The following is a 23,930-nucleotide window of genomic DNA, read 5'->3' as shown; positions in this document are numbered from 1 at the left end:
ACTGCTTGAAAACTTAACGGCTATAAATACCTTAATTTTTGCTTTTAATTTATAAATGTTTCACGTGAAACATTTTTGCTTTAACGTCCTAAATAGACCAGTAAAACGTTTATATCGGCTGGAGAAACACCACTGATTCTGCCTGCCTGTGCAATAGTTTTTGGTCTTACATTAGACATTTTCTGCTTTGCTTCTGAAGAAAGGCTGGAAAGGCTTTTATAATCAAAATCTTCCGGAATTTTTATATTTTCCAGACGGTTAAGTTTCGCTACATTTTCTTTTTCCTTTTCAATATAACCTTTGTATTTGATATTGATCTCAGCCTGTTCTCTTACTTCATCATCATATTTTGATGAAAATTCTTTGATAACATCAATAGTATCAAGCTTTTCCAGTGTAATATTAGGTCTGGTAAGAAACTGCGATGCTCTGTAAGCCTGATCTACGGGATTACTTTCAATAGTTTCTAGTATTGGATTAATAATACCTGGCTTTAAAGAAGTTTCTCTTAAGAACTCTTCAAGTTCCTGACTCTTAGCTACTTTTGTTTCAACTTTTCTTAACCGGTCTTCTTTAGCAAGACCTAGATGGTAAGCTTTTTCAGTCAATCTGATATCAGCATTATCCTGTCTTAATAAAAGTCTGTATTCTGCACGGGAAGTGAACATTCTGTATGGTTCTTCCGTTCCTTTTGTGATCAAATCATCAATTAATACTCCGATATAAGCTTCATCTCTGTTCAGAATAAAATCTTCTTTTCCGTGTACTTTATTGTGGGCATTAATACCAGCGATTAATCCTTGTCCTGCAGCTTCTTCATATCCTGTGGTTCCGTTGATCTGGCCCGCAAAATATAAATTATCGATTAGTTTTGTTTCTAATGTATGCTTTAATTGGGTAGGAGGGAAGTAGTCATACTCAATAGCATAGCCGGGACGGAATACTTTTACATTTTCAAAGCCGGGAATATGCTTCATGGCTTTGATCTGTACGTCTTCCGGAAGGGAAGAGCTGAATCCGTTTACATAGATTTCAACCGTTTTCCATCCTTCCGGTTCTACGAAAAGCTGGTGTCTGGTTCTTTCCGCAAAACGGTTGATCTTATCCTCAATACTTGGACAATATCTTGGGCCTAAACTTTGAATTGTACCATTAAACATTGGGCTTCTGTCGAAACCTTCACGTAAAATATCATGTACTGTCTCGTTGGTGTAAACGATATGACAGCTAAGTTGTTTTGTTAATTTCGGAGTATCTGTGTAGCTGAACTTTTGAGGATTTTCATCGCCTTTCTGCTCTTCCATTTTAGAATAATCAAGGCTTCTTCCGTCTACTCGGGGAGGAGTACCTGTTTTCATTCTACCTGCTTCGAAACCTAAGCTTACCAATTGTTCGGTAATTCCGAATGCTCTAGGTTCGCCCATTCTTCCACCGCCTAATTGTTTGTCTCCAACGTGAATCAAACCATTAAGGAATGTTCCGTTGGTAAGAACTACAGATTTACTTTTTATCTCAATTCCTAAAGAAGTAATAACTCCGGTTACCTTATTGTTTTCTACAATAAGCTGTTTTACCATATCCTGAAAGAAATCAAGATTGGGTGTGTTTTCTAATGCTAATCTCCATTCTTCTGCAAAAAGCATTCTGTCATTTTGCGTTCTTGGAGACCACATCGCAGGGCCTTTTGAAAGATTCAGCATTTTGAACTGGATTGCTGACTTATCGGCTACAATTCCGGAGTATCCTCCCATAGCATCAATCTCTCTTACGATCTGTCCTTTTGCGATTCCTCCCATTGCCGGGTTGCAGCTCATCTGTCCGATGGTCTGCATATTCATTGTAACAAGCAGGGTTTTTGAACCTAGGTTCGCTGCAGCGGCTGCAGCTTCACAACCTGCATGTCCGGCGCCTACTACGATTACGTCATATGTATCTGAAATCATTTTTATATTGCTTATTTAAAGCCTTTAATTTTACTGTTTTCTATGAATGTTTCACGTGAAACATTTTTAGAGAATGTGCTCCAGGTGAGCTTTTATTGTGGCTATAATTGAACACTTTACGGATTATTCTTTAAGTGATTCTTCAATTTATTAAGGATTTAATTCCTTAAACTTAGCCAGGTATAAATCTTCCATTCTCCGCATTTCTTTCTCTTCTTCTTCTGTCTTATCCTTGTATCCCGCAAGATGAAGTATGCCATGAGCCAAAACCCTTTTTAATTCTTCTTCGTAATCTCTGGATAGGGTAGAAGCATTGTCTGAAATTCGCTGCAAAGATACGAAAATCTCTCCGCTTATTGTTTTCCCTTTTACATAATCAAAAGTGATGATGTCGGTATAATAATCATGCTGCAGATAATCCTGATTAATCTTAAGCAGATATTCATCATCGCAGAAAATATAATTGATTTCGCCTAGTTTTTTTCCTTCTGAAAGAATAATATCTTCCAGCCATTTTTGATAATCTGTATTTACAGATTCCTCTAAATTTTCGTAAAAGAATTGTATCATTGTATTAAAACCAGTGTCCTAAAATAACACTGAATATGCCTTTTTGATTGTTTTTAAGTGAGTGGCTAAAATTGACCTTAATTTGTCCAAACGGAGATTTATATCCGGCAGTAAGTCCTACTGAACTATAATTTACTTTAACTGCATCTTCAAAATTGATATCATCCGAAAGATTGGCAAAGCTAAAATTCCCGCTTAAGAAATAGTTTTTATTGAATTTGAACTGAAGATCATTGGAAACAAGAATGACATTATTGGTATTGAGCTGAGCAAAATAAAATCCTCCGAAGCTTCTGAAATTGATCATATTCTGTTCAAAAATTCCGCCAAGTCTGTATTGGTAAAATTCCGGAAGATTATCGCCGATGGTAATTCCGCCATACAAATTAAGACGGTAGGAAAATTGCTTTGAAATTGGAACATTAATCCTGATATCTGCTTTAACCTGTATAATTCTCTTTTCAACCTCAGATTTCAAAAGATCGATTACTTTACCTTCCGCGTTGATGTAAATGCCTCTAGATGGGAAGTCTTTGTCATTCTGGGTATCACTTTTCAGGAAAACATAAGGATTTAAAAAACGCATATACCTTTCATGCTCACCATTTATTTCAGCTCCGAAATAATCATGACTGATTCCGCCTCCGATTGCAAATTTATCCTTCCATACAGACTGTATAAAAGCTTCATTCCTGAACCATTCCCATTTATCCACTACATTATTGTCAATATTCTTAAGATCAAAGCTCATCCCGGAAGAGTAGATACCGAAGCCCGGGATATATCCGTTATCAATAAAATAGTTTAGATAATATCTTGGTTTATCGCCTACGATAACATCAAGGGACAAGTTTGAATTTTTAAATAAAAGACGCTTTCCTGAATAATTCAGAAGAAGACCGGTTTTGAAGACTTCATCATAATGCAGTCCAACTTTTAAAAAATGGCGGGCTTCATCCTCTGTAACGTAAAGCTTAAGATAATTGGCATCATTTTCTGGAATAATATCATAATTGATGAAACGGTAGTTATTGGTAGCAACCAGTTTATCGATTTTTTTGTTGATAGAACCATAGGTTTGCATGGATGGCAGACGTAGGCCCATTTTACCTAAGACGTAGTTTTTACCATAAATACGGCCTCCATCCAGCGAAATACTGTCAATCTTATACACATTGGAATATATTGGGTTTACACGCTCTCTAAGGCGGTCAAACTCTCGTTTGGGAAGCTGATCCAACACAGCGGTGTATTTCATACCTTCCGCATAGCCGCTGTCGAGAATTTTTTTCTTCTCATCATAACTGGTAGCAGTCATTCCTTTCAGATTGGGCTTGATATTAATATCTGTGTATTTATATTGTTTTCTGGTATCTCTTTTAATTCCGAAATCAATAACCTGATTAAGGATTGATATAATATTGTTTAAATCTGCTCTTTTCGATAAATCCTGGTTTAGGTCCACACCGATCACGATATCGATTCCTTTGTCCTTTAATGGCTTTGAAGGATAATTTACCGTCATCGCTCCGTCTATATAAATACTGTCACCAATTTTTACAGGATCCATGAGAGAAGGAAAGGCAGAACTGGCCATTATTGACTGTACAAGATCGCCTTTTTCGAAAATTTCCATATTGCCGCTTTCCAGATTGGTAGCAACACACATAAAAGGAATTGGCAGTTTGGAAAAATCATCAATATTGGAAACATTTTTAAAAAGTTCCTTAAGTAGGTAAACATTTCTCTGTCCTGAGCTTATGGAGGAGGGAAGGGATATCTTCCCGTTTTTTAAAGGAATGGATAAAAGGTATTTATCGACGGATTTATTAAAGAAAGAAGTTTCCTGTCTGGATTTAGGATCCATTATAAGAGAATAGAAATCGGTGTCCATTACAATCTTTTCTATTTCTTTCCCGGAATATCCCGAGGCATATAGGCCTCCAACAATGGCTCCCATACTGGTTCCGGAAATATAATCGACCTTTACTCCTAGTGAATCCAGTACTTTCAGTACTCCGACGTGTGAAAAACCTTTGGCACCACCACCGGCAAGAGAAAGGCCGATTCTTGGATTTTTTGGTATGACCAGATCCTTTTTCACTTGAGAATGGATCATCAGGAGTTGGAATACGAAGAGAAGGATCAGGAGTTTTCTCATAACTAGTCTTTTATATAAATCCGTTTCACCCGGGGCGAAATGGAGGTTAACACTTCATAGGTTATTGTTTTGCAGTAGCCTGCAAATTCTTTTAAACTTGGTTTTGCATTAAAAACGGTGACTGTATCACCTTCTTTTACATTGGGAATCTGATCTACATTAATCATCATCATGTCCATGCAGATGTTTCCGACAATCGGAGCCAATATTTTGTTAACGCCTACATTTCCAACCTGGTTTCCAATCAGTCTTGGGATTCCATCGGCATAGCCGACAGGAATAGTAGCTATCTTTACTGCATGATCAGCCTTATATTTTCTGCTGTAGCCAACAGATTCACCGGTATCAACCGTTGATATCTGTGAAATTACGGTTTTAAAACTTACCACAGACTGAAGCTGTTTCTGTATTTCACTACAAGGTGATTCTCCAATCATTCCAATGCCAATTCTTACCATTTCATACTGATGTTCCGTATAACTTGTTATCCCGGAAGAATTCAGGATGTGTCTGAGAGGAGCGTAACCCAGTTTCTCGATCAGATAACTGGAATTCTTTTCAAAAACTTCAAGCTGTCTGAATGTAAATTGTTTTTCTTCAGGCATATCAGAAGATGATAAATGGCTGAATAAGCTCTGAACCTTTACATTTTTATGACTTAAAGTTTCGCTTAGTTGATCCAGCTCAAAATCTTTAAAACCAAGGCGGTGCATTCCCGTCTCCAGTTTGATATGAATAGGATATTTTTTGTCGTAACCGGATTTCTGTACGGCATCGTAAAACAGTTCCAATACTCTGAAACTGTAAATCTCAGGCTCAAGGTTATATTCAATGATGGTTTCGTAGCTGTGCTGTTCCGGATTCATGACCACAATAGGAGTGGTTATTCCTTTTTTTCGAAGCTCTACTCCTTCATCGGCATAAGCAACACCCAGATAATCAATATGATGATGCTGTAAAAATTCGGAAATTTCATAGCTGCCCAGCCCATAAGCATTCGCTTTTACCATCGCCATCATTTTCGTTCCCGGTTTTAGGAGGGATTTGTGATAGTTGATATTGTGAAGAATAGCATTCAGATTGATCTCTAGAACGGTATCATGCTTTCTGAGTTCAAGAATATCCTTAAGCTTTTCGATCTCAAATTTTCTTGCTCCCTTAAGCAGGATAATCTGGTTTTCAATTTCGGTAAGATGCTTGCTGTCAATTAATTCCTGAGTATTAACGAAAGTAGAAGTTTTAGATTTAAATAATTCACTAAATTTTGATATTTCGTCACCGATAAGAAATACAGAATCGAAATTCTGGTCATTCACCAGTTCAGAAACTTCTTCATAAAGTTCTTTGGAATTAGAATTAACCCCTACAATATCCGTTAAAACCAAAGTTTTTTTAGTTTTTTTATATTCATTCAGGAACTGAAGGGCAGTTTTAAGGGAATCTAAATCCAGATTAAAAGAATCGTTAATAACGATATTATTTTTTATACCTTCAATAGCTTCCAGACGCATTTCCACTGCCTTTAAAGCGTTGATTTTTTCGACAATTTTCTGATTATCGATATTCAATTCTTTTAAAACGGTGATCAAAGCCAGAGCGTTCGTTAAGGTAGCTTCGTCTCTCTGATGGACAGGGAAGGAGATTTCTTCATCGAAATAAACAACCGTAATTTTTTCATCCTTGGAAATATTTTCTTTTATGAAAACCTGGTTGCCTTTCTTAAGGCCGTAGGAAATTAATTTTTTACTAGAATATAATTCCTTTATCTTTTTGTCAACCAATGTATTATCGCCATTATAGATAATGGTTTCAGAACCTTTAAAAAGTATGATCTTTTCATTGATCAGCTCTTCTTCAGATTCAAAATTGGCTGCATGAGCAGTTCCGATATGGGTAAGCAGCCCAATCTGGGGATGGAATATATTTTCCAGTTTTTCCATCTCGTATGGCTTTGAAATTCCTACTTCAAAAATTCCAAGCTGATGGGAATTGTTGATCTGAAGTAAGGAAAGCGGAAGACCGATCTGGGAATTAAAACTCTTCGGACTTTTTACAGTCGGGAATTCATTCCACAGACATTGATAAAGCCATTCCTTCAAAATGGTTTTTCCATTACTTCCTGTAATTCCGATAGACTTAAGGTGAGAATTTTCGAAATGATATTTTGCCAGTTTCTGAAGGAATTCCACCGAATTTTCAACAATGACCCATGTTATAGTATCAAACTGCGGAAGCTGATGCTCAGAAATGATCACACCAATACCACGATCTATGGCAGCTTCAATGAATTTTTCACCGGAATTCTTATGCGTATTGATTGCTACAAATGCCGTATTCTTCGTTGAATAAATAATTCTGCTGTCGAACGCTATATTTCTGATCACTAAATCCTGATCTCCAATGATCTGTGCATTGGTGATGTCTGCAATTTGTTTTACTGTATAATTCATTGGTACCCCTTCTGCTATATTTTGAGCTAATAATGGTAAATAGAGGGAATTTGAAATATATAGTTCAAACCAGGCTTTTATTTCAAAGTTTTGCTCTTTTACCTTTACAAGTTAATTTATTTTTTCTTTTTTAAAAGTACTTCATCAATAAAAACACGCCGGCTTACTGCTTCGTAACTTTCCGTTTCGCCAAGCTCCACAAGATCATTTCCCTGGGAAGTTCTCATAGAATAGTTGGCCAGATTACCCGTTCTCTTGCAAATAGCATGCACTTTAGTAACGTATTCTGCAGTAGCCATTAAATTGGGCATCGGTCCGAACGGACGTCCAAGGAAATCCATATCGAGACCTGCCACAACCACTCGTACGCCGCTGTTGGCAAGCTGGTTGGCAATATCAACAATGCTTTCATCAAAAAACTGAGCTTCATCTATTCCCACTACATCACAGTTAGAGGCCAGCAGAAGAATTTCATTGGGATTATCTACTGCTGTGCTGCGTATTTTATTCTGATTATGAGAAACAACGTCCTCGTCAGAATATCGTGTATCCAGTCTCGGTTTAAAAATTTCCACGTTCTGGCCCGCCATTTCTGCTCTTCGCAATCTTCGGATCAGCTCTTCGGTTTTCCCCGAAAACATAGAGCCACAAATAACTTCCATCCAACCACTTTGTTTGGAATGATTAATTGTATTTTCTAAAAACATTTGTTAAATTAGCCGTATATTTTTAAGATCAAAAGTAAGCAATTTTAATAAGATTCTTATTATGCAGAACATCCAAGATTTAAAGGAAAAAATTTTTTTTGAATCCAAGAATATCATTGATATTCTGGAGAAAATAAACAACGTAGATGAATTACTTTCCAAGCAGGATCTTGTAGATGAGCTTGCAAACAGGATCTCTTTTTTAAGACTTCTGGAAAAGAATATCGAATATTTTATTACAGATAATTCGCAGCAAAATTCAGAAAACCAATACGCTTCATTAAAAACTGATGATGTACATGAATCTCATCATGAGGTAACGGAAGAAGAAGCGATCTTCAATAATGAGTTTAATGAAATTGATGAAAATGAAGGAGAGGAATATGCAGTTGCCTCAGGAGATGAGGAGGAAAAATTTAACCATCAGCTTGATGAGATCGCAGAAAATGAGTTCCATGAAAATATTGTAAGTTTTGTAGAAGAAAATTATAATCAGGATCCGGCTAAAAATGCTAATGAAAAACTTTCTCAAGGTGATCTTACAGAAGAGGAGGCTGTTTTTAATAATCAGCTGAACGAAATCGATGAAAATGAAGCGTTCAACGTTAACGAAAAAGTCTTTAGTTTTGTGGATGAGGAAAGAATCCTTGCTGATGCTGAACCGGATAATGATGAAGGTCTCAATGAGGATTTATTCATCAATGAAATTACAGAAGAGGAGGCTGTTTTCAATAATCAATTGAACGAAATTGACGAAGATGAAGACAATGTTTCACATGAAACGGATGCTTCAAATGACCTTGAAAACGAAGAAGCAGATAATAATACCGAAGCTAAAGACAAAAAACAGACAGAAATAATTCCAAGCATCTTTGATACGGAAATGCTGGAAGACGAAATCCTGATTGAAGAAAACGAAGAACAGTTCAGTGTATCCAATGTAACTGTTGAACAGGGTGAAATGCTGACAGAAACTTCTAATGTCGAAAGTATTCTGAGTGAAATAAAAAATGATTTTCCTTCAGAAGAAAAAGAAGAAACTATCCTTGCAGAGGTGTATGACAGAAGGAAAATTGTTGAAATAGAAAAGCCTGTTCCCGGGACAGAAAAAACAAAACCGGCTTCTGATGAGAGCTTCGAAGATTTGGATGCCTATCAGCAGGAGAAAAAGATAAAACTGGCTAATATCAAAGGATTGAAGGCTGTGCAGACGCTTTTTGATGATGATCCTCTGGAAAGAGAAGTGCCGAAAGAAAAACCTTCTGAAACAAAAGAAGATCAGGGAAGCATTCTTAAAACAAATATTCCGACTAACTTTATGGAGGCTGATAAGGTGAAGCCTGAATTCAGGCTCGATCTGAATGACAGAATTGCCTTTTCAAAAATGCTTTTTGGCGGAAGCCAGACGGATCTGAATGATACAGTGGCCCAACTGAACAGTTTCAGAAATCTGGAAGAAGCAAAAGAATATCTCAGTGATCTTTATTACGAAAGAAAGTGGAGTAAAGTAGATGAATATGCCCAGAGACTCTGGATATTGGTAGAAAATAAATTCTTATAATTTTGAGCGGAATCTTATATTTTGTTCCCACACCGGTCGGGAACTTAGAAGACATGACCTTCAGGGCTGTAAAAGTCCTTAAGGAAGTTGATTATATTTTATGTGAAGATACAAGGACATCAGGAATACTTTTAAAGCATTACGAGATTTCCAAGCCTTTAAAATCTTATCACCTTCATAACGAGCATCAGGCTACTGAAAAAGTAATTGCTGATCTTAAAAGCGGACAGAATATTGCCATTATTACCGATGCGGGAACCCCGGGAATTTCAGATCCCGGCTATCTGCTGGCAAAAGCAGGCTCAGACAATGATATCGAAATGATATGTCTGCCCGGAGCCACAGCTCTAATTCCGGCCCTTGTCGTGTCCGGACTTCCGAATAATGAATTTCTGTTTGCAGGATTTCTGCCTCAGAAAAAAGGAAGGCAGACGAAGCTGAAACAGCTTGCAGAAGAGAAAAAAACAATCGTTCTATACGAAAGCCCACATAAGATCAATACCACTCTGGAGCAGATCAAAGAATTTTTCGGAGAAGAAACAAAAGCCAGTCTAAGCAGAGAAATTTCGAAAAAATTTGAAGAAACCAAACGCGGGACAATCAATGAATTAATTGAATTTTCTAAAAGCAAAACTTTAAAAGGAGAGATCGTTCTTATTGTCAATAATTCTATTTAAATTCATTGAGAAATTTAGTTTTCGCACTGTGTTCGTCAGTGTGTATGGCCCAGACCAATCAGTATACCAAAATTCTTTTATCAAAAAAGATCGGAAAAGAAGTCAATTCCTATTCCGGAGGATACGGAACCGTTTATGATTCAAAAACAAAGACCAGAAGCATCGTAGATTCATTAGGAAATATAACCTTTGAATCAAAATACAGCATTTCACATATATTCAAAAACAGGTTCATTCTTACCACTGAAGAATCCAACTATAAGACAAAATCTGCCATTATTGACGAAAAGGGGAATCAGTTGCTCTCTTTGGATGACCAGAGCTTTAATACTCCCTGGCTCAGCGAAAAATGCATCATTTCTTCAAAACAGGAGAAAGAAACCGTGTATGATTACAACGGAAAACAGATTATTCCTTATTCTGACAGGATCAGGTTCGTAGCAGAAGACCGACTTTTCGTATTGAAAGATAAAACTTGGTATTTATACGATCTGGAAGGGAAACAGGTCAGCAGAAGGGAGTTTAAAGAAGATTATCAGTTTGAAAATGATAAAGCGTTGATTATTAATGAAGATAATCAGAGTGAAATCATTGGAAAAGACGGGCAGACGCTGCACAAATTTTCGGCCCAGATCTACAGTTTTACTTCATACCCTTTTCTGATCACTAAAAACCGGGCTACAGGAAAATACGGCTTAATTGATATCGAAGGAAATATCCTCGCTGATGAGATCTTTGATGATGCTTCGCCGGAATATTTTGGAACAAAAGAATATGTTTATCTCAGAAAAAAAGGAAAAACAACTGTTTTTGATAAGAAAGACAAAAAGCTTTATCCTAGCAACTTTAAGTTTTTAACGCCATTGTTCAATGATCTCTTTAGTGTTTACAGTGATCAATCAAAGAAATCGGGAATTGTGAATCTTCAAGGAGATATTATTGCTCCTCAGGAATATGATTTTATACAGAGCTTCAGTATTTCAGGGAAAGATTTCATTTATCTTAAAAAAGGAAATGAAGACAAATTTCTGGATAAAGACCTGAAGAACATCTTAGAGGAAAATACCCGGATCATAGCTTTCTATCCGGATCAGCTCATCATTAAAAAACAGAACAGTTATTATAGATTCTCTGTGCTTGATAAGTCCGTTTCTGTTTTGAAAGACATTGATTTTATCAAAGAGCAGGAGCCTGATTTTTTCAATATTTTTAATCTGTATTCAAAACCGGTAGTCTGCAGAAACAGCAATAATTTGTACGGAATAATTAATGAAAAAGGAAAAGAGATTGTTCCTTTTATATACGATGATATCATTGTATTTGAAAATTCTGAGAATGAAATTGTTGTAAAAAAGCAGGATAAATATGGTGTTGTGAATTTTCAGAACGAGCCTTTGAAAGATGTTATTTATGATAAGTATTACTGGCAAAAGGAAGTTTTGAAACTGGAGAAAGATAAAAAAACAGATATTCTTTATTTTACAAGATTTAAAAACAGCGGCAGCCGTCTGTAGAATATGATAAAAAACAGCGAAAAAATTTCACTAATTTGATGATTTGAAATGCATTGAATAACAATTTATAATATCTTTGCGGACTGCTTAATTAGTATAAAATTAAATATGCTAAATTGCCGTTTTTTAAAAGACGGTAGTATTTACCAAGAATATAATTATCAAGAGATATGATGAAACTATTAGAAGGAAAGGTAGCACTAATTACCGGAGCTACAAGAGGAATCGGAAAAAAAATTGCTGAAATGTACGCTGAACAGGGTGCAAAAGTAGCATTTACCTATGCCGGTTCTGTAGACAAAGCTCAAGCATTAGAGGCGGCTTTAAGTTCTGTAACCCAGATCAAAGGATATCAGTCTGACGCATCAGATTACGATGCAGCTCAAAAATTAATCGACGATGTAATGGAAGAGTTCGGAAAGATCGATATTCTGATCAACAATGCCGGAATCACCAGAGATAACCTGCTGTTGAGAATGTCTAAAGAAGACTGGGACCAGGTAATGAGAATCAATCTGGATTCTGTATTTAACCTTACGAAAGCGGTGATTAAGCCGATGATGAAAGCTAAATCAGGATCTATTATCAATATGACTTCAGTAGTTGGAATCAGCGGAAATCCGGGACAGTCCAATTATGCAGCTTCTAAAGCCGGAGTAATAGGATTTACAAAATCTATTGCACTGGAGCTGGGATCAAGAAATATAAGATGTAACGCGGTTGCACCAGGATTTACTGAAACTGAAATGACAGCAGATCTGGATGAGAAAACCCTTCAGGCATGGAGAGACAGAATTCCGATGAAGAGAGCAGGACAGACCAAAGATGTTGCCAATGCATGTGTATTCTTAGGAAGCGAAATGTCTTCTTATATCACAGGACAAACTTTAAACGTAGACGGCGGAATGCTGACTTAATATTAAAACAAACAAAACCGGCTGTACATCACTTGTACAGCCGGTTTTTATTTCTACTGTGATCAAAAATAAAAAATCTGCTCCATCTGCAAAATCAGCGAGAGCTTATTTCTTTTCAGATATCAGTCTTTAAATATCTGGTTCTCCTGTTCCTGAACCCTGATAAAAGTAGTCCTCTTAGACAATTCTTTCAGTTTGGAAGCTCCTACATAAGTACACGTAGAGCGTACGCCGCCTAAAATATCTTTCACCGTTTCCGAAACAGGACCTTTGTAAGCCGCCTTCACCGTTTTTCCTTCCGAAGCACGGTATTCTGCCACGCCTCCGGAATGCTTATCCATCGCTGTTTTGGAACTCATGCCATAGAACAAACGGTATTTTTTTCCGTTTTCTTCAATGATTTCGCCGCCGCTTTCATCATGACCGGCAAACATTCCGCCAAGCATTACAAAATCTGCACCTCCTCCGAAAGCTTTGGCTACATCCCCGGGAACTTTACAGCCTCCGTCGGCGATAATATGCCCTCCAAGACCGTGAGCAGCATCAGAACACTCAATAATCGCAGAAAGCTGAGGATAGCCTACTCCTGTTTTCACCCTTGTTGTACATACTGAACCTGGTCCGATGCCGACCTTAATAATATCAGCGCCCACAAGAAGAAGCTCTTCCACCATTTCTCCCGTCACTACATTTCCCGCCATAATAATTTTATCAGGAAAATTGGCCCTTGCCTTCTTCACAAATCCAACGAAATGCTCGGAATACCCATTCGCTACATCGATGCACAGAAACTCAATTTTTGGATGCTTTTCGAGGATCGTTTTAAGTTTTTCTTCATCAGCCTGGCCGGTACCGGTACTCAATGCGATATACTGGTAAATACTTTCGGGCTGGCTGTCCAGAAACTGGCTCCATTCCTCGGGAGTATAATGTTTGTGAACGGCAGTAATGATTTTGTCTTTGGCCAGCTCTACGGCCATTTCAAAAGTTCCTACCGTATCCATATTAGCTGCAATCAGGGGAACACCACTCCATTTCTTTTTGGTATGTCTGAAAGTGAATTCCCTTTCGAGGCTCACTTCCGAACGGGATTTTAAAGTAGAACGCTTTGGTCTGAACATCACATCTTTAAAACCCAGTTTTATATCATTTTCTATTCGCATTTTGATGAATTTATTTGTTGTTTAAAAATTAAAATTAGTAATTTACCTTAAATATACTACTTTTGACAGGATGGATTTTCCTGTTACTTTTCAGATTTTCGGTAAAACAGTTCTTGCACATCCTGTATTTGAAACCCTGGGTATTTTTCTCGGGATGCGTTTTTATTTTTATTTAAAAAGAAAATCAGCCGAAAAACTGTCTTTCAATACTTCCGCAGCAGTACTTATCGGGGCAACGGCCGGGGCCTTAATCGGTTCAAAGCTTATTGGTAACCTTGAAAATCCTTATACTTTATTCGAAAATTTTAGCTTTAAAAGATTTTGGACCAATAACACCATTGTTGGTGGTTTAGCTTTTGGACTGATTGGAGTTGAATGGGCAAAAAAGATAGTCGGTCACAAAGAAAGTACCGGTGATTTGATTGTTTACCCTTTAATATTAGCTATAATCATCGGCAGAATCGGCTGTTTTCTCACGGGAGTTCACGAAGAGACTTACGGGTTACCCACTGATTCAATGTTCGGAATGCATCTTGGTGATGAATATTTAAGACATCCGGTAGCGCTTTATGAAATTGCTTTTCTGATTGTTTTATGGTCCTGTTTAAAAATAATTGAGAAAAAAAGAAAATATCCTTCAGGCTTTATTTTTCAGGCATTTATGCTCAGTTATTTTACGTTCAGGTTCTTTTTAGATTTTATTAAACCTAAAATCGGGATCATCGGAAATTTAGGAACCATTCAACTGGTATCTCTTTCGGTGATTATTTACTACATTTATAAAATTAAAAACACCATAAAACTTAAATTATGAAAATGCTGACACTTCTGGAAGTTGGTAACCTTGGCGGCCTGGTCGTCATGATTATAGGAATAATCATAGTAATTGGCCTGGTAGTTTCATTAGTTATAACCTTGATCGCAAAAGTTATTTATGAATGGAATAATGACAGGAAATTTACAAAAAAGCAGTTTTGGCAGACGATGCTGATTTCGTTGTTGATTTGTGGCCTGATCAGCGGTTTTGTTTGTGGAGGAATGTAAAAAATTGAAATTATGCCGGTAAGAAATTATACGTACTACGATTATACCATCAGTCTTTGTCCAGAATGCCTGAAAAGGGTAGGCGCGAAGATCATTATTGAAGATGAGGCGGTTTTTATGACCAAAAGATGTCCGGACCATGGCTTTTTTAAGACCATGATTGCTTCAGATGTGCAGTACTACAAAAATATCAGGAACTACAATAAAGCCTCTGAAATGCCCGTTCATTTCGGAACCGATGTGGAATATGGCTGTCCTTACGATTGCGGTTTATGCGTAGATCATGAGCAGCACAGCTGTCTTTCTATTGTGGAAGTTACTGACCGCTGTAATTTGACTTGTCCTACCTGTTATGCAATGTCTTCACCGCATTATGGAAGTCACAGAACTTTGGAGCAGATTGAAGCCATGTTTGATACTATCGTTAAAAACGAGGGCGAGCCGGATGTTGTACAGATCAGTGGTGGCGAGCCGACCATTCATCCCGAGTTTTTTAAAATTATGGATATTGCCAAATCAAAACCGATTAAGCATCTGATGCTCAATACCAACGGAATCCGTATTGCCAATGATCCCGGTTTTGTAGAAAAACTGGCGACTTATGCTCCGGAATTTGAAATTTATCTTCAGTTTGATTCTTTTAAACCAGAAGTTTTGCAAGATTTCAGAGGAAAAGATTTGACGGATGTACGCATGAAAGCCTTGGAAAAATTAAATGAATTAAATCTTTCCACGACTTTGGTTATCGTTCTTCAGAAAGGAAAAAATATCGACGAGATCGGAAAATTGATTGATTTTGCCTTAAAACAGAAATGTGTCCGTGGGATTACCTTTCAGCCCGTTGAAGTGGCAGGAAGAAACAGGGAAGATTCTGCACACGAAAAAATTACCTTAACAGAAGTAAGACAGGAAATTTTAAATCAGTTTCCGCTTCTGAACGGCGATGATATTATTCCCGTTCCATGTAATCCTGATGCTTTGGCGATGGGCTATATTCTGAAGCTCGAAGGGGAAACCATTCCTCTTACACGGTATATCAACCCTGCCGACTTGCTGAATAATGAAACGAAAAATACGATCGTTTACGAACAGGATAAGGGATTGCAAATGCAGCTTTTAGATATTTTCAGCACCGGGATTTCTGTAGATAAAGTTCAGCCTAAAGTAAACCAGCTATTATGCTGTCTTCCGGAAGTTTCGGCTCCGAATTTAGACTATGATAATCTCTTCAGAATTATCATTATGAATTTTATGGATGCTCACGATTTTGACGTGCGCGCCATCAAAAAATCCTGTGTGCACATCGTCAATAAAGATTTAAAAATGATCCCTTTCGAGACAATGAATTTGTTTTACAGGGATGATAAAATCAAATACCTTGAGGAATTGAGAAAAGAGGATAAAGTTTTGTTTTAAAATGATTTACCGTAGATCCTCTCAGATCGCTCAAATTTTTAAAAGTCTGTGGATAATAATAAAAGGGCGGGAAAATTATCTTTTCACGCCCCATAAGTTTATTTTTCCTCTATGCTTGAAGCCTAGCTTTTCATAAAGTATTTTAGCTCCGGTATTGCTTTCTGCAACATGCAGGAAAGGTGTTTTTCCATCTTCAAAGATCTTTCCGGAAACAAAAGTGACCAGCTGTTTGGCCAAACCTTTTCCCAGATGATCCGTATCTGTAATCACAGCGCTTACCTCCGTCATATCATTCATCTGCATCCTTTCGCCCGTTACAGCAACCAATTGATCATCTTTAAAAATTCCAAAATAGCGCCCTAATTCAGGGGTCCTTGCTTTAAAGTAATAAGGATAGAATTTCATTACAAATGCCAGAAGCTTGTCATAATGATCTTCTTTCAGTTCAATAATTTCCTCAGTCAGATCACTCTGAATGGGATTTTCCAGAACATACTGATCACATACGAGTTGCGACAGATCCGTTTTTAAGTTTCCCAGATCAGGGCGGGTCCCGAAAATAAGAAAATCATCACAGATCTTTGCATATTCTGTAATGTCTTCTGCTGTTGAAATCTCTGCTGCGCCACCAAAACAGGCTACTTCAGGGTTGTAAAATTTCGTGTCCCCAAAATTAAAGCAGAACTTTTCGTGGTATTCATTAAGTGAATGATAAACAGGATTGTCTAGCTTGCCGTACATCAGTTGAAATTCATTACTTCTTCAAGGGTTTTCATGTATTCATAAGCCGTAAGGTCGAACTTTACAGGAACAATTGAAATATATCCGTTGGCCAATGCTGTTTCATCAGCATCTTCAGAATCATCCATATTGTTAAAATAACCCGTTAGCCAGTAATATTTCTTTCCGTGTGGATTCACTCTTTCGTCAAAGCTTTCTTCCCATTTGGCGTTGGCCTGTTTGCAGACCTTTATGCCTTTTATTTCTCCTGCAGTTAATTTCGGGATGTTGACGTTCAGTACAATTCCTCTCGGCATTGGGTTTTCAAGGGTTCTTCTTACAATATTCTGAATATATTCTTTAGCCTGGGTAAAATCAGCTTCCCAGCTGAAATCAAGAAGGGAGAATCCAATAGCCGGAATACCTTCCACACCTGCTTCTACAGCGGCGGACATCGTTCCGGAATAGATCACATTGATTGAAGAATTGGCGCCATGATTGATTCCTGAAACTACAATATCCGGTCTTCTTGTAAGAATTTTATCAAGAGCCATTTTTACACAGTCTACAGGAGTTCCACTACAAGAATAATCTGTTTGTGGCCCTTCAAGTGTTACTTCTTCGTAGCTTAAGGTAGAATTAATTGTAATAGCGTGGCCTTTTCCACTTTGGGGAGAGTTGGGGGCAACAACAATAACTTCTCCAATTTCGTTCATGAATTGTATAAGGTTTCTGATACCAGGCGCTGTGATTCCGTCATCATTAGTTACCAGAATAAGTGGTCTTTCCATAAAAAATTAAATTTTAACAAAAATACTCAAAACTATCCGATAATTATAAATAAGGTATTAAATTTGATAGTTTGTAACAGCGAATTAATTGCTGCTACTAATTGTAGTACATATTTTAAAAAAATTAATAAATAAAGACAGTTTATGTGGAAAAATTTCAAACTGAATAAATTTTTACTCCTAATTCCATTGACAAGTCTAATGTTTTGTTTCAACTCGCCAAAGAATGACGATGAAAAGATGCAGACGATTATGGTGAGCGTAAAGAATACCCTTTCTTATTTACATTACAGCCCGAAACCCATCAATGATGCCTATTCAAAGGACGTTTATAAACATTATTTCGAACTGGTAGACCCTGCTAAAAGATATTTTCTGCAGTCTGATATGGACGAATTCAGCAAGCATGAAGCAAAGCTGGACGATTATATCAGCCAGGGCGACCTGATCTTCTACAAACTTACCATCGACAGACTTTATCAGAGAGTGGATGAAATAGATAAGATTACTCAGGATATCTTCAGCAAGCCGATTAATCTTCAGGAAGATGAATCATTGACTCTTGAACCTAAGCTTAAGAAAGTACCTGTCAACAAACAGGAACAGTATAACGAGTGGAGAAAGTATATCAAATACAATATCCTTCAGGAGATTGAGTCTATGAACAGTAAAGAAGAAGCTCAGAAAGAGAAGAAAGACTCTGTTCAGAAGTACAAGCTGAAAGATACCATCAAATATCAGCCGCTTAATCAGGATCAGAAAATCAAAAAAGCGACCGATGAAGTGAAAGATCTTGTAAAAGATACCTTCACCAGATTCAAAAAGAGAAAGAAAATGGATTGGTTTACCGTGTATATGAATGCATATACTGAAGTATTCGATCCACATACCAATTACTATTCTCCAAAAGATAAAGAAGATTTTGATACCCAGTTCACCGGAAAAGTGATCGGTATCGGAGCTCTTATCCAGGAGAAAAAAGGGAATCTTTTCCTTGGAGCTTTAACGATTGGGGCACCGGCCTGGAAGTCCAAGCAACTTTCTGAAGGTGACAAGATCCTGAAAGTAAAATCTAAACCGAAAGAAGATGCGGTAAATGTAGTGGGAATGCTTTCTGATGAAGCCGTAAGACTCATCAGAGGTGAAAAAGGAACGCCGGTAACACTGACGGTTCAGAAAAAAGACGGAACGATTAAGGACGTAACGATGATCCGTGAAGAAGTAGCTATTGAAGATACATTCGCAAGAAGTATCGTAGTGAATTCTCCAAACGGAAAGAAATATGGATTCATTAACCTTCCAAGCTTTAATGCTGATTTTGAGGATGCTAAAGGAAGAAATGCTTCTGACGACATCAAAAATGAGATCCTCAAGCTTAAACAGCAGAACATTGAAGGAATCGTTCTTGATCTTAGAAACAACGGCGGAGGATCATTAACTGAAGTAGGGGATATCATGGGACTTTTCATGGATGCAGGACCATACGTACAGGTGAAAGACGGAAACGGAAAAATCCAGACTTTAAAGAACAAAAATGAAACTCCAATCTGGACAGGTCCGTTAGTGATCATGCAGAACGAACTTTCCGCTTCGGCTTCTGAGATTCTGGCCGGTGTAATGCAGGACTACGGAAGAGCAATGATCATTGGTTCTCCACAGTCTTTTGGAAAAGGAACGGTACAGACTTTTGTAGACCTGAACAGATTCCTGAATACAGAAGATGATTTCGGATCTTTGAAACTGACCATCCAGAAATTCTACAAAATCACAGGAGAATCTACCCAGAGAAAAGGAATTGTTTCTGATATCCAGATGAAAGACTTTTTTACTTATGCTGAGGTAGGAGAGCGATATGATGATTATGCTTTGGCCTGGGATAAAATTCCAGGGACTAATTTCCAGAAACTGAATTATTTCAATATTCAGGCTCTTGAAAAAGCAAGCGCAGACAGAATGGCTAAAAACAGCAACTACCAGTTGTTGCTTGAATCTGCCCAGTGGAGAGAGAAGCTGGATAAAGAAGAAAACATCACGCTTAATATCAACAAATTCAATGAACTGATGAAGCAGAGAAAAGCTCAGATCGAGAAATTCAAAGCTTTGAGCAAGTTCGAGAATGGTCTGAAGTTCATGATGTATCCAAGTGAAGTGGAAAGAGAGAAAAAAGACGAAGCATTCAAGAAAAAATCTGAAATGTGGATCAAAAATCTGAAAAAAGACCCATACTTACAGGAAGCAATGAATATCGTTTCCGATATGGGAGCTAAATCATAAAAACAAAAAAACCGCTGATGAAGATCAGCGGTTTTTTTATGGCAATAAAAGATTATTTAATTTCTACGCATCCCACTCTTCCTCCTGCATTTCCGGTAGGCTGAGTATGGAAATCGTCTGCAGCAGCATGTACAATAAGCCCTTTTCCGATGATATTTTTAGACTCATCCGTACAACCCAGACACCATTTGTTTGTTTTGAAAGTAAGGACAGCTTTTCCGCTTGCATCAGCAGTAAGGTTTCCTATATCTCCCATGTGGAAATGCTCGGCACCCCATTTTCCATGGTCGTCTTTAGCAGGATTCCAGTGTCCGCCTGTAGAAGTTCCATCGGCTGCAGAACAGTCGCCTTTTTCGTGAATGTGTACTGCATGAATACCTGGAGTAAGATTTGTAACCTCAAGTTTCATGGTCACTTCTTCTCCTTTCTGGGTGAACTTTGCCGTTCCACCCGTCTGTGTTCCGCTCTTAGCGTTAACGGCATACGTTTTTGTAGTGCAGCATGAAGCCGCTAAAAATGCACACCCCGCCAGTAATGCTAATGTTTGTCCTTTCATTTTTAAATGATTTAAAGTGATTTTAACGATAAATTTATAAAACATTTTCCGAAAGACTTTATGATTTCAGTCCTTTTTTCAAAAACAGCAATATATGACAAGTGAAATTCGGTTCATCTTAATACCTTTACCTGTCAGTATTGGTTAAATGGAAGAACATAAAAAAAGAATCATTAAAGCAATAAAATACATAGACAGCAACCTTGATGCTGATCTTTCTCTGGAAAAAATTGCAGAAATAGCTACGTATTCCTCCTTCCATTTCCACAGGATATTTAAGCTTACTACAGGTGAAACCCTCCAGAACTATATTATCAGGAAGAAAATAGAAAAAAGTGCCCTTTATCTGGCTGTAAAGAAAGAAATACAACTTAAAGATATCTACCTTGATCTCGGATTCTCCAATCATTCTGTTTTCAGCAAGACTTTTAAAAAATACTACGGAATAGCTCCGTCCTCTTTTAGAAATTCTGCCCCGGAAACTTTTCACAAGATTTTACAGATACAAAGCAAGAACGGACAAGTTGATACGGTTTTCAGCCAATACATTTGCACTATAGAAAACCTGTTAAACTGGACAAAAATGAATTTAAAAATCGAAGTAAAACAATTGCCGGAAATGGATCTGGCTGCAGTAATGAGTTTAGGAATTGCCAATGTGGAACCTTCTTATAATACACTCATAGAGTGGGCAAAAAAGAAACAGTTATTTCCCCGGGAGAATGTCAAAATGATCTCCGTTTACCATGACAGTTTCAAGGTGACACCGCCGGATAAAGTAAGAATCCATGCGGGTATGCTTTTGGATGAAAAGCTGGAGAAACAGGAAGGGCTGGTATTTTCAGAAACCATAGATGCCGGAAAGTTTATTGTAGGAAGTGGAGAAGTTACCCTTCAGGACTTTGAACAATGCTGGGTATCCCTGTTTTTATGGATGAATGAGCATCATTATACCATGAGAAAAGCTTTTCCTTTTGAGATCTATCATTCCAATTTCAAAGAACATCCGGAATGTAAAATGATCGTGGATTTCTGTATTCCGGTCCATTAATTTCCCATTCAGAAGCCAAAGTATGCCTTTCAGTAAAATTTATTTTAAAGAAAGGCATATTCCGTATTATTTTTGATCCGAAAATTAACCCCATGAAAACACAAGAAAACAAACTTTTACTGCTGATTGCTTTTCTATCCTTTATCGCAGGATATTCACAGGTCAGGATCTCAGGAAAAGTTACTTTCAAAAGTAAAGGCATTAGCGAAATCAATGTCACATTAAAAGACACCTATGATGGTGCCACTACAGATGCTCAAGGGAATTTTTCCTTTGAAACTTCGGAAAAAGGAAATCATATCCTGACGTTTACCCATCCGAAGTATCAGGAAGTAGAAAAAGCTGTTGTCATTGATAACCAGGATATTTCAGTCAATGCAGAGCTTAAAGAGCAGATCAGTGAGATTGATGCTGTAGTGGTTTCAGCAGGTTCTATTGAAGCCAGCGATAAAAAGAGGGCCACGGCCTTGTTGACACCTATTGATATTTATACTACGGCAGGAGCAGACGGACAGATTTCTTCGGCTTTAAATTACCTCCCGGGTGTTCAGAAGGTCGGGGAAACAGAAGGACTTTTCATCAGGGGAGGTACAGGAACAGAATCCAAGATCTTTATGGATGGAAGTCTGATCAATAATTATTTCTCCAGCTCAGTTCCGGGAATTGCAGGAAGGGATCGTTTCAATACCTCTCTTTTTAAAGGAAATGTTTTTTCTAGCGGCGGGTATTCTGCATTATATGGTCAGGCACTTTCAGGTGCTCTGATGCTTGAAAGTGTGGATCTTCCGGATCAAAGCTCTTATGATTTTGGGGTATCACCCATCTTTCTGAGTGCAGGATTTCAGAAACTGGGAGAAGATAAAAACCATTCTTTCGGGGCAACTTTAGGTTATTCGCTTTTAAGTGTTATGCAGAAAGTTTTTAATTTTAATACAGATTTCATTGATGCTCCCCAGGGCTTAAACGGTGATTTTAATTTTAGAATCAAAACAAAATCAGGCGGATTCCTGAAATATTACGGAATGTATGACTCCAATAAAATGGGTGTGAGAACTGAAAGCCTGGAACCGGAATACGATTTTGCACTGGTAAGACTTAAAGGGAAAAATACCTACCATAACCTGTCTTTTAAACAGAAATTCGGGAAATATCTTCTGAATGCCGGAACCTCTTATTCCTACAACAGATCCGATCTTCATTTTTCTACGGAAACCAATAATTCAGAATCTGGCAGATCCGAGCTTTTAACAGACGGAAATTACATCAACTTTAAAGCAGTTCTTGAAAGAAAGATCAATAAAATCAGTGCAGTGAGAGCAGGTTTTGAATTGAATAATACAAGTGAGAACCTGAACTTTGGAGAAGTACAGAAAAATTATAAAGACCTTATATCCGCTGCTTTTGCAGAAACAGACCTTGGATTCAGCAATGCACTGTCTGCAAAAATAGGGGTGAGGGCTGAAAACTCTTCTTATTTAGGGAAAAGCAATGTTGCACCACGCTTCGCATTGGCTTACCGCCTGGCAAAAGACTGGACGACCTCCTTTGCCTATGGACTGTTTTATCAGAATCCCGAGAGTAAATATATCAACTGGCCTGCAGATCTTGATTTTCAGAAATCCCAGCATTATATTTTCCAAGTTCAGAGAGCATCAGACGGCAGAAGCCTTCGTTTTGAGGCCTTTTACAAGAAATATGACCAGCTGATTAAAACATTCAATATCACACCGGACAAAGAACAGAACCAGCAGGTACAGACTGCTTTGAATAATGACGGCTATGGCTATGCAAAAGGTCTTGAGCTGTTCTGGAGAGATAAAAAAACCTTTGAAAATATCGACTACTGGATCAGCTACTCCTTCCTGGATTCAAAAAGAGACTTTATCAACTATCCTGTGAGCCTGAAACCGAATTTTGCTTCTGCACACACCCTTTCTGCTGTAGCTAAAAGATTTATCCCGGAATGGAAGCTGGGTGTCAATCTATCCTATACCTATTCCAAAGGCCGGCCTTATTATGATATTGCAGCGAAAGATGAAAACGGAAACATGATCAATTATATCAGAAACGAAGGAAAGCTGAAAGACTACAATGCCTTAAACATCAGCTTTAATTATCTTCCGAATCTTGGAAAAAAAGATGCTAAAGCCTTCACTGTATTTGTATTGAGCGTTTCCAATGTTCTGGGTTCTAAAAATGTTTATGGGTACAATTTCTCAGTGGATGGTACCAGGAGCTCATCAGTAGTCCCGCCGGTCAATACCTTTGTGTTTGTGGGAGCTTTCATCAGTTTTGGAGTGGACAGAACGCAGGATGCGATTAATAATAATTTATAAAATAACAGCAACGGATATTATAATGATTACAAAATACATAACTTCGAAAATACAATTAACTAACTTTTAAAAAATTGAT

General features: G+C 37.6%; 19 protein-coding genes. 10 read left to right on the top strand and 9 right to left on the bottom strand.

The window, feature by feature from the left end:
* Positions 1-80: 80 nt before the first annotated feature.
* The 5 genes from mnmG to V6R96_RS03280 all read right to left on the bottom strand — a co-directional run bounded on the left by mnmG (position 81) and on the right by V6R96_RS03280 (position 7,831).
* Positions 81-1,943 carry a tRNA uridine-5-carboxymethylaminomethyl(34) synthesis enzyme MnmG gene (mnmG, locus tag V6R96_RS03300; protein WP_223557886.1) on the bottom strand — a complete coding sequence of 621 codons (1,863 nt, stop codon included), beginning with the start codon at positions 1,941-1,943 and terminating at the stop codon, positions 81-83.
* Between the two features lie 150 nt (positions 1,944-2,093).
* Entirely contained in the window at positions 2,094-2,513 is a 420-nt protein-coding gene (gene ybeY / locus V6R96_RS03295; protein WP_336377992.1) for an rRNA maturation RNase YbeY, read from the bottom strand.
* A 4-nt stretch (positions 2,514-2,517) separates the two neighbouring features.
* Complete coding sequence (locus V6R96_RS03290) at positions 2,518-4,674, bottom strand: patatin-like phospholipase family protein (protein ID WP_336377991.1); 2,157 nt, start codon at positions 4,672-4,674, stop codon at positions 2,518-2,520.
* Between the two features lie 2 nt (positions 4,675-4,676).
* Positions 4,677-7,124, bottom strand: a complete 2,448-nt coding sequence (locus tag V6R96_RS03285) for a bifunctional UDP-N-acetylmuramoyl-tripeptide:D-alanyl-D-alanine ligase/alanine racemase (RefSeq protein WP_336377990.1) — start codon at positions 7,122-7,124, stop codon at positions 4,677-4,679.
* Between the two features lie 116 nt (positions 7,125-7,240).
* Entirely contained in the window at positions 7,241-7,831 is a 591-nt protein-coding gene (locus tag V6R96_RS03280) for a thymidine kinase (RefSeq protein WP_223557889.1), read from the bottom strand.
* 61 nt (positions 7,832-7,892) lie between these two features.
* Between V6R96_RS03280 and V6R96_RS03275 the strand changes: the two genes are divergently transcribed.
* The 4 genes from V6R96_RS03275 to fabG all read left to right on the top strand — a co-directional run bounded on the left by V6R96_RS03275 (position 7,893) and on the right by fabG (position 12,500).
* Entirely contained in the window at positions 7,893-9,392 is a 1,500-nt protein-coding gene (locus tag V6R96_RS03275) for a hypothetical protein (protein WP_336377989.1), read from the top strand.
* A gap of 2 nt (positions 9,393-9,394) precedes the next feature.
* Entirely contained in the window at positions 9,395-10,069 is a 675-nt protein-coding gene (rsmI, locus tag V6R96_RS03270) for a 16S rRNA (cytidine(1402)-2'-O)-methyltransferase (protein ID WP_336377988.1), read from the top strand.
* 5 nt (positions 10,070-10,074) lie between these two features.
* Entirely contained in the window at positions 10,075-11,583 is a 1,509-nt protein-coding gene (locus tag V6R96_RS03265) for a WG repeat-containing protein (RefSeq protein ID WP_336377987.1), read from the top strand.
* Between the two features lie 173 nt (positions 11,584-11,756).
* The gene (gene fabG, locus V6R96_RS03260) at positions 11,757-12,500 is read left to right on the top strand and encodes a 3-oxoacyl-[acyl-carrier-protein] reductase (RefSeq protein WP_111953971.1); all 744 of its coding nucleotides are present in this window, start codon (positions 11,757-11,759) and stop codon (positions 12,498-12,500) included.
* Between the two features lie 122 nt (positions 12,501-12,622).
* Here the strand turns inward: fabG and V6R96_RS03255 are convergent, their stop codons facing one another.
* Positions 12,623-13,663, bottom strand: a complete 1,041-nt coding sequence (locus V6R96_RS03255; protein WP_223557893.1) for a GMP reductase — start codon at positions 13,661-13,663, stop codon at positions 12,623-12,625.
* Between the two features lie 70 nt (positions 13,664-13,733).
* On the opposite strand from V6R96_RS03255, the gene V6R96_RS03250 reads away from it, so the two are divergent.
* From V6R96_RS03250 to V6R96_RS03240, 3 genes are read left to right on the top strand one after another with little or no spacing between them, the layout of a single operon-like run.
* Positions 13,734-14,477, top strand: a complete 744-nt coding sequence (locus V6R96_RS03250; RefSeq protein ID WP_336377986.1) for a prolipoprotein diacylglyceryl transferase family protein — start codon at positions 13,734-13,736, stop codon at positions 14,475-14,477.
* Complete coding sequence (locus V6R96_RS03245; protein ID WP_174772311.1) at positions 14,474-14,707, top strand: hypothetical protein; 234 nt, start codon at positions 14,474-14,476, stop codon at positions 14,705-14,707. Before V6R96_RS03250 ends, V6R96_RS03245 begins: the two co-directional genes overlap by 4 nt.
* Before the next feature lie 12 nt (positions 14,708-14,719).
* A complete protein-coding gene (locus V6R96_RS03240; RefSeq protein WP_336377985.1) occupies positions 14,720-16,123 on the top strand; it encodes a radical SAM protein in 1,404 nt (467 codons plus the stop codon).
* Between the two features lie 75 nt (positions 16,124-16,198).
* Here V6R96_RS03240 and V6R96_RS03235 read toward each other — a convergent pair whose 3' ends face one another.
* Both V6R96_RS03235 and surE read right to left on the bottom strand, forming a co-directional pair.
* Positions 16,199-16,864 carry a GNAT family N-acetyltransferase gene (locus tag V6R96_RS03235; protein ID WP_336377984.1) on the bottom strand — a complete coding sequence of 222 codons (666 nt, stop codon included), beginning with the start codon at positions 16,862-16,864 and terminating at the stop codon, positions 16,199-16,201.
* On the bottom strand, positions 16,864-17,634 hold the full coding sequence (gene surE / locus V6R96_RS03230; protein ID WP_111953983.1) for a 5'/3'-nucleotidase SurE: 771 nt from the start codon (positions 17,632-17,634) through the stop codon (positions 16,864-16,866). The genes V6R96_RS03235 and surE overlap by 1 nt, the downstream gene beginning before the upstream one ends.
* A gap of 144 nt (positions 17,635-17,778) precedes the next feature.
* Between surE and V6R96_RS03225 the strand changes: the two genes are divergently transcribed.
* The gene (locus V6R96_RS03225) at positions 17,779-19,908 is read left to right on the top strand and encodes a carboxy terminal-processing peptidase (protein WP_336377983.1); all 2,130 of its coding nucleotides are present in this window, start codon (positions 17,779-17,781) and stop codon (positions 19,906-19,908) included.
* A 52-nt stretch (positions 19,909-19,960) separates the two neighbouring features.
* On the opposite strand, the gene V6R96_RS03220 is transcribed toward V6R96_RS03225, so the two are convergent.
* A complete protein-coding gene (locus V6R96_RS03220; protein WP_111954394.1) occupies positions 19,961-20,464 on the bottom strand; it encodes a superoxide dismutase family protein in 504 nt (167 codons plus the stop codon).
* A 148-nt stretch (positions 20,465-20,612) separates the two neighbouring features.
* Between V6R96_RS03220 and V6R96_RS03215 the strand changes: the two genes are divergently transcribed.
* Positions 20,613-21,515 (top strand): AraC family transcriptional regulator, encoded by a 903-nt coding sequence (locus V6R96_RS03215; protein WP_336377982.1) that lies wholly within the window; start codon positions 20,613-20,615, stop codon positions 21,513-21,515.
* A 92-nt stretch (positions 21,516-21,607) separates the two neighbouring features.
* Entirely contained in the window at positions 21,608-23,851 is a 2,244-nt protein-coding gene (locus V6R96_RS03210) for a TonB-dependent receptor (RefSeq protein ID WP_336377981.1), read from the top strand.
* The last annotated feature ends 79 nt before the right edge of the window (positions 23,852-23,930 follow it).

The sequence above is a fragment of the Chryseobacterium sp. CCNWLW53 genome, assembly GCF_037083525.1.
Classification (GTDB): Bacteria; Bacteroidota; Bacteroidia; order Flavobacteriales; family Weeksellaceae; genus Chryseobacterium; species Chryseobacterium lathyri.
The sequence above is the reverse complement of the archived record's forward strand: the minus strand, read 5'-3'. Positions and strand labels throughout refer to the sequence as shown.

What these genes read in the sequence shown, in the direction of transcription:
- mnmG (WP_223557886.1), bottom strand. Translation starts at nt 1,943, where the DNA reads ATGATTTCAGATACATATGACGTAATCGTAGTAGGCGCCGGACATGCA.
- ybeY (WP_336377992.1), bottom strand. Translation starts at nt 2,513, where the DNA reads ATGATACAATTCTTTTACGAAAATTTAGAGGAATCTGTAAATACAGAT.
- V6R96_RS03290 (WP_336377991.1), bottom strand. Translation starts at nt 4,674, where the DNA reads ATGAGAAAACTCCTGATCCTTCTCTTCGTATTCCAACTCCTGATGATC.
- V6R96_RS03285 (WP_336377990.1), bottom strand. Translation starts at nt 7,124, where the DNA reads ATGAATTATACAGTAAAACAAATTGCAGACATCACCAATGCACAGATC.
- V6R96_RS03280 (WP_223557889.1), bottom strand. Translation starts at nt 7,831, where the DNA reads ATGTTTTTAGAAAATACAATTAATCATTCCAAACAAAGTGGTTGGATG.
- V6R96_RS03275 (WP_336377989.1), top strand. Translation starts at nt 7,893, where the DNA reads ATGCAGAACATCCAAGATTTAAAGGAAAAAATTTTTTTTGAATCCAAG.
- fabG (WP_111953971.1), top strand. Translation starts at nt 11,757, where the DNA reads ATGAAACTATTAGAAGGAAAGGTAGCACTAATTACCGGAGCTACAAGA.
- V6R96_RS03255 (WP_223557893.1), bottom strand. Translation starts at nt 13,663, where the DNA reads ATGCGAATAGAAAATGATATAAAACTGGGTTTTAAAGATGTGATGTTC.
- V6R96_RS03250 (WP_336377986.1), top strand. Translation starts at nt 13,734, where the DNA reads ATGGATTTTCCTGTTACTTTTCAGATTTTCGGTAAAACAGTTCTTGCA.
- V6R96_RS03245 (WP_174772311.1), top strand. Translation starts at nt 14,474, where the DNA reads ATGAAAATGCTGACACTTCTGGAAGTTGGTAACCTTGGCGGCCTGGTC.
- V6R96_RS03240 (WP_336377985.1), top strand. Translation starts at nt 14,720, where the DNA reads ATGCCGGTAAGAAATTATACGTACTACGATTATACCATCAGTCTTTGT.
- V6R96_RS03235 (WP_336377984.1), bottom strand. Translation starts at nt 16,864, where the DNA reads ATGTACGGCAAGCTAGACAATCCTGTTTATCATTCACTTAATGAATAC.
- surE (WP_111953983.1), bottom strand. Translation starts at nt 17,634, where the DNA reads ATGGAAAGACCACTTATTCTGGTAACTAATGATGACGGAATCACAGCG.
- V6R96_RS03225 (WP_336377983.1), top strand. Translation starts at nt 17,779, where the DNA reads ATGTGGAAAAATTTCAAACTGAATAAATTTTTACTCCTAATTCCATTG.
- V6R96_RS03220 (WP_111954394.1), bottom strand. Translation starts at nt 20,464, where the DNA reads ATGAAAGGACAAACATTAGCATTACTGGCGGGGTGTGCATTTTTAGCG.
- V6R96_RS03215 (WP_336377982.1), top strand. Translation starts at nt 20,613, where the DNA reads ATGGAAGAACATAAAAAAAGAATCATTAAAGCAATAAAATACATAGAC.
- V6R96_RS03210 (WP_336377981.1), top strand. Translation starts at nt 21,608, where the DNA reads ATGAAAACACAAGAAAACAAACTTTTACTGCTGATTGCTTTTCTATCC.